Raw genomic sequence first — 6,093 nt, 5'->3', positions numbered from 1 at the left:
TTTCGTGCTTCTTTACAGAAACAAGCTATCTGCCAAGTGATTAAAACTTACTTTTGGGACAGCCCCTTCTGCTTTATAATAAAAATCCTATTCGAAGTAAACTGCTTTACCCGTACGGGATGACTCATAGATCGCTTCAAGAATTTCGGAAACGACAAGAGCTTGCTCCGGTTTAACCAATGGTTCTTTATCGTTAAGAACAGCATCGATCCACATGGATGCTTCAAGCACCTCTGCGTTCTCGCTCGCGCCTTCGTAGAAAGCAACGCCGCCGCTGTTCAGCTCAACTTTGTTCACATACAGACGGCTGTTTTTCTCACCGTTGATGCGAAGACCTTCTTTCATGTCAGCGCCTGCTTTAGTACCGCTCAAGGAAACTTTAGCCTCGTCGATATCAAGCGTGTTGAGCGCCCAGCTGGATTCAAGGATAATGGTTGCACCGTTCTCCATTGTAATCATAGCGAAAGCGGAATCTTCAACTGTGAATTTAGCCGGATCCCATGGGCCCCAAGCGTTAGCTGCATTCTCGGTTTGGGACAGCTTGTGGTAAGTGCGGCCAAGAACCACTTTCGGCTTGTAGTTGTCCATTGTCCACAGAACCAGGTCAAGTGCATGAGTACCGATATCGATCAACGGTCCGCCGCCTTGTTTCTCCTCGTCCAAGAAAACGCCCCAAGTAGGAACGGCACGGCGACGAATCGCGTGTGCTTTTGCAAAGTAGATTTCGCCAAGCTCGCCAGCTGCAGTAAGGTCTTTCAGGTAGCGGCTGTCCGCACGGTAACGGTTGTTGTAACCAATGCTGAGCTTCTTGCCTGTACGTTTGGAAGCTTCAAGCATAAGGCGTGCATCAGCTGCTGTTTTAGCCATCGGTTTCTCACAAAGTACATGCTTGCCTGATTCGAGAGCTGCGATGGAAATCTCAGCGTGGGAATCATTCGGTGTACAAACGTGAATAACATCGATTGTATTGTCTGCAAGCAGTTTTGTATAATCTGTATATACTTTAGAATCTTCAGTTCCGTATTTTGCTTTTGCCTCTTCTGCCTTCTCAACAACGAGGTCACAGAATGCAACGATTTCTGCTTGGCTTACTTTGGACAGGCTCGGAAGATGTTTACCGTTAGCGATACCGCCGCAGCCAATGATGCCGATACGTGCTTTAGTCATTAAATTTCTACCTCCATAAGTTGGAAATGATATTATTTTTTTGGTTCCGCGCTTGTTTCATAGCACGACAAACACTAGAATAAGTATAGTCGATTCCTATTCCAAAAATATAGGTTCAGAATAGGGATGGTTTTATGCGATTTTGTCGTTGAAGGGATGGTATCGTGGAAGTTTACAACGAGAAAGTTGTTTATGAAAACCCTCTTTTGTCTATTAAAGTGTTTCAATCTCAGCGCAACCACGACTTTTATATTAATTGGCATTACCACCGTGAACTGGAATTGCTGCTTGTCAATCAAGGTGCCATGGACGTTTATATCGACGAAGAATGCTTCCGCCTGAATGCCGGCGACGTTGCCATCATCGGCGCCAAGCAGCTGCACCGTGACCGCAGTATCGGAGATCCGCTCGACTACGTGGTGCTTCAGTTCGATTTGGAGGAATTCTTCGATCACAGCACCATGCCCTATATGAGGTATTTCTCCGAGACGAAGAATCCGCTGAGCCGGGCTAATTATATTTTTCAAGAAAATAAAATGGCCAACAAGGAAGCGGCTGAGTGCATACTCGCCATACTCAAAGAAGTCAGCTTCAAGCAAAACGGCTATGAAATCGCGGTCAGCATGATCATCAAGAAACTGCTCCTGCTGCTTATCCGCAGTGATTCCAAGAAGCTGCTTGCAGATCACGATGACTTTGACCGCGTCCGGCTTAGAGGCGTTCTGGACTTCGTAGAAGAACATCTCACAGACCGCATCGCCGTCGAAGAAGTGTGCAAGCTGGCCAATATGAGCTACTATTATTTTGTTAAATTCTTCAAAAAAGCGATCGGATTATCCTTCACGGAATACGTGAATTATCGCAAAATCAAGTGGGCGGAACGCATTCTGCTTACGAAGGATCTTAGTGTTTCCGAGGTCGGCGACCGGATCGGCATGCCCAATATGGCTCATTTCTATAAAATGTTCAAGAAATACAATGACTGCTCGCCCAAGCAGTTCCAGAAGCGAATGCTGGACTGGAATCGCGGATAGCCCCATTCGGAGTTGCTCCTGGTGGGGCTGTTTCCTGCTTATCTTGTAGCCTGACTAGCTCAAGATGGAATCGATCTTCTTCAGCTCTTCATCCGTAAATGCCGGTACGCTGAGTGCACCCATCGCATCTTCAATCTGGCTCACTTTACTCGCCCCGATCAGCGCAGACGTTACACGTCCTCCCCGAAGCACCCAAGCAAGCGCCATCTGTGACAGCTTCTGTCCGCGCGACTTCGCGAGTTCATCCAGTTGTCTAACCTTATTGACCAGCCCTTCATTAATGGCATCACGGCTCATGAATACGCTTGGTCCTGCTGCCCGCGAGTCATCCGCTATGCCGTTCAAATAACGGTCTGTCAGCAGCCCTCCCTGAAGCGGAGAGAATACAATGGAGCCAATCCCCTCTTCATCCAGTACATCTTGAAGGCCGTCCTCGATCCAGCGCGACATCATGGAGTAATTCGGCTGGTGAATCACACAAGGCGTTCCCAGCTTCTTCAAGATTTGCGAAGCCTTGCGGGCTTCCTCCGGTCTGTAATTAGAGATCCCCACATAGAGCGCTTTCCCTTGGCGGACGACCAGATCGAGCGCTGCCATGGTTTCCTCAAGCGGCGTATTAGGATCCGGACGATGATGATAATAGATATCCACATAATCAAGCTGCATCCGCTTCAAGCTTTGATCGAGACTTGCAATCAGATTCTTCTTGGAGCCCCATTCGCCGTAAGGCCCCGGCCACATATAATAGCCGGCTTTGGTTGAAATAATCATTTCATCCCGGTAGGGAAGCATGTCCTGCTTCAGAATTTGGCCGAAGCTCTCCTCTGCCGAGCCTGCCGGAGGACCATAATTATTCGCCAAGTCAAAATGGGTAATCCCAAGGTCAAAGGCTCTTCTCACCATCGCCCGCCCATTCTCATAGACATTGATGCCGCCAAAATTATGCCACAGGCCAAGTGAAATGGCCGGAATCCGCAATCCGCTCCTGCCTGAACGGTTATATGTCATTGTGTCATATCTTCCCGAAGCTGCTGAATAAGTCAATTTTTTTTCCTCCTAAGATTATAGTTTGTTATCACTTCATTATCGTAGCGGAACATGACTTATTAGCCTATATCAGCAAGACTGATATTTATGGAACAATGTCTTCATAGCTGGAGCCTGGAAGAAGAAATTTGGGTGAAATCCCCTTTACCTTCTTGAACATCTTCGAGAACAGAAGCGCATCCTGATACCCCACCGAGCGTGCTACTTCCCCCACTGTGTACAAGCCTTTTCCAAGAAGCTCAGCGGCTTTATCCATCCGGTACTGCAGCAGGTATTGCTGCGGCGGAACTCCAAGCGCGTCTTTAAACAGCGCGGATACATATTTTCGGTCCAGCCTCAGATAAGCGGCCAGCTGCTGCACCGACATATTCTCACTGTAATGCGCATGAATAAACTCCATGCTTTGATGAACGTAACCATCCTGTTTCTTGATCGATGGAGCGGCATTGGGCGAAGATGGCGGAGCCAGCGCTACTAACAGGGCAAAGAATTCATACAGTATTCCAGTAAACTGCAAATCATGGCTGACCTCCTGCGTTAACAGCTCGGTCAGTTGATCGTATAGGGCAGGCATGAAGCGCAGATCCATTGGAAACACCGGCTGCTCAGGCGTAAGATTGGTACCCGATAAGATCGGCGCAACCCTCGTCCCTTGGAAGCCAATCCATGAATAGGTCCATGGATCATGGCGGTCCGCCTCGTAATAAGTGACGACATGCGGATAAATGAAAAAGGCTTGTCCAGGAGAGAGATTAAACTGCTTGTCGCCTACCCGCACAATCCCTGTTCCTTTATGAATAAAATGCACCTTATACAAATCCCGGACTCCAGGACCGACTGCATGCCCCGGGACACAATTTTCTTTACCCCAAAAGGATAGATACAGCTCGATATCATCACGGAACGGACGTTCCGGATTGTAGTTAAAGATAGCCATGACAATGAAGAACCCCTCGCTGCAAACGGTTATACTGACATTATGACATAAATCAGCCGTATCGACTCCTATAGATTGATCCTTAACAACAAAAGAGCCCTGAGGATCAGGACTCTGAAGATATTATCCGCTGCATGTATACGGTTAAGTCTTGCTGATAAGCATCGATTTGAGCGGTACCATACTGTCCTCGGGGACATAATATTTGAATTTATTGTCACTGATTTGACCGAGTAATTGACGCCGGATCGGATCGGCATCCTTCAAAAGATTCTCTGAAGCGGCATGATAATCGATTGGGCGCATCCAGATCGGGCTGTATCCAAGAAACAGCTGCCTTCTTGTGAAATCCGAATGGTTCGGGGAGCCGGCATGCCACAGGTTTTGTGCGAAAATGAATACATCTCCCGGTTTACCGCAAATCTGCAGCTCTCCTTCTACCTGCTGTCTTACATCCTTATGGTTAGGGTTATAGGGCTGCTTGTGGCTTCCCGGAATAATCTTCGTGTTGCCCCTATTCGGCTCTGACATATCGCTTAATATATAACAAACCTTAATATAGTACGTAGCTGTTAAGCCCGCAATAACCGGAAACTGAGGATGAGGGCCGTCCTGATGCCAATCGATAAAACTGTGGGTGGCTGTCTGCGCATCGCTTGGATTCGGATGTCTGATCGTAAGGTGGGAGATATGCAGCTGAATATTATGACCAAGCAAATTTACGATTAACGGCAGAATCGCAGGTTCATCAATCAACGAAGCGATTTCGCTGTGCCGCTCCACGCTGTTATATATATTATAGGCAAGCGTTTCCGGCTCGTCTGCAATGACTTCATCGATTGCAGCGTTCAAGCAGCTAATTCTGGCCTGTGATAGAACATCCCGCAAAATCAAATAGCCTTGTTCATTGAATTGCTTCACCAATTCCATAATACTCAGTGGGGTCATCTGCATGATACATTCCTCCTACTTGTAATTAATTTTATTATAATTTATAAATTCACATGTTATAATGTAAGAACTTTGCGACTTACTTGTATATAATTTCATCAGTGAAGGGGCTTGTTTACTAGAGATGACTCACTTTCATGAGCCTGAGCTGCGATACCATGTTTATGTAAAGGATGCGGAACATTTTCAAAAAACACATGACACGTACGACCACTGGGCGTTATTCATCGTCGAGGACGGCGGCTTTGATTATAGAATGGGAGATCAAAGCGGAAGAGCGGTAAAGGGGGACATGGTGCTATGTCCGCCAGATATGACCTTCTACCGCCATACAACCGGGTTGTCTTTTCATCTGATGGGATTTCAATGGACCTCTCTCTCCAGCCTTGACGAGCTGGGCCTAAGTGATTTTCCGATCACAGGGAAGGTTCGCTTATTGAATAACAAGAGACTGGAATCCACTCTCTCCCTGTTTCGCGACGCCAATGAATTGAATATGAGCCTGGTTCTCGATTACAAAAACCATTTACTGCGGGATCTGATCTATATCCTGCAGATTGAGAAATTTAATCAGCGAATGCCCCCTCTAATCAGCGAGGATCCTACCCTGCAGCGCGCACTGTACATGCTCCAGCAGCAAGCGGAGTTTGGGATACCCTTAAAAACCATTGCGGCTGCAGCTGGTTTAAGCCAGGTGCAATTGACCAGACTCTTCAAGCATGAGTTCCGGATCACACCCAGTGCTTATGCCGCTAATCTCAGAATGGACAAAGTAAAGCTGCTCCTTGTTCATTCTTCGCTGACCCTTGCTCAAATCGCTGAGCACTGCGGTTTTACAGACGAACATCATTTAAGCAAAAGCTTCAAAAAATTATTCGCCATCAATCCCTCCGCTTACAGGAAGACGCATAAAGTATAATCGTTTCTCCCATCAAAAAGGCAAGCCTCCTGGAAATC

Annotated in this window: 6 protein-coding genes; 2 read left to right on the top strand and 4 right to left on the bottom strand. The window is 47.1% G+C overall.

Going from position 1 to position 6,093, the window contains the following annotated elements; translation table 11 throughout:
- Nucleotides 1–87: 87 nt before the first annotated feature.
- On the bottom strand, nucleotides 88–1,167 hold the full coding sequence (locus ACFPYJ_RS13770) for a Gfo/Idh/MocA family protein (RefSeq protein WP_379188729.1): 1,080 nt from the start codon (nucleotides 1,165–1,167) through the stop codon (nucleotides 88–90).
- A 164-nt stretch (nucleotides 1,168–1,331) separates the two neighbouring features.
- On the opposite strand from ACFPYJ_RS13770, the gene ACFPYJ_RS13765 reads away from it, so the two are divergent.
- Complete coding sequence (locus ACFPYJ_RS13765; RefSeq protein ID WP_379188728.1) at nucleotides 1,332–2,201, top strand: AraC family transcriptional regulator; 870 nt, start codon at nucleotides 1,332–1,334, stop codon at nucleotides 2,199–2,201.
- 54 nt (nucleotides 2,202–2,255) lie between these two features.
- Here the strand turns inward: ACFPYJ_RS13765 and ACFPYJ_RS13760 are convergent, their stop codons facing one another.
- The 3 genes from ACFPYJ_RS13760 to ACFPYJ_RS13750 all read right to left on the bottom strand — a co-directional run bounded on the left by ACFPYJ_RS13760 (nucleotide 2,256) and on the right by ACFPYJ_RS13750 (nucleotide 5,139).
- Entirely contained in the window at nucleotides 2,256–3,245 is a 990-nt protein-coding gene (locus tag ACFPYJ_RS13760; RefSeq protein WP_379188727.1) for an aldo/keto reductase, read from the bottom strand.
- Nucleotides 3,246–3,333: 88 nt separating this feature from the next.
- Nucleotides 3,334–4,185 (bottom strand): AraC family transcriptional regulator, encoded by an 852-nt coding sequence (locus tag ACFPYJ_RS13755; protein ID WP_379188726.1) that lies wholly within the window; start codon nucleotides 4,183–4,185, stop codon nucleotides 3,334–3,336.
- 144 nt (nucleotides 4,186–4,329) lie between these two features.
- Nucleotides 4,330–5,139, bottom strand: coding sequence for a phytanoyl-CoA dioxygenase family protein (locus ACFPYJ_RS13750; protein ID WP_379188725.1), 810 nt, complete (start codon nucleotides 5,137–5,139; stop codon nucleotides 4,330–4,332).
- A 121-nt stretch (nucleotides 5,140–5,260) separates the two neighbouring features.
- Here ACFPYJ_RS13750 and ACFPYJ_RS13745 point away from each other — a divergent pair, with 121 nt between their 5' ends.
- Nucleotides 5,261–6,055 (top strand): AraC family transcriptional regulator, encoded by a 795-nt coding sequence (locus tag ACFPYJ_RS13745; protein WP_379188724.1) that lies wholly within the window; start codon nucleotides 5,261–5,263, stop codon nucleotides 6,053–6,055.
- Nucleotides 6,056–6,093 lie beyond the last annotated feature (38 nt).

It is taken from the genome of Paenibacillus solisilvae (assembly GCF_042656405.1).
GTDB classification, from domain to species: domain Bacteria; phylum Bacillota; class Bacilli; order Paenibacillales; family Paenibacillaceae; genus Paenibacillus_Z; species Paenibacillus_Z solisilvae.
Note: the sequence above shows the minus strand (reverse complement) of the source record. Positions and strands in the feature narration are given on the sequence as shown.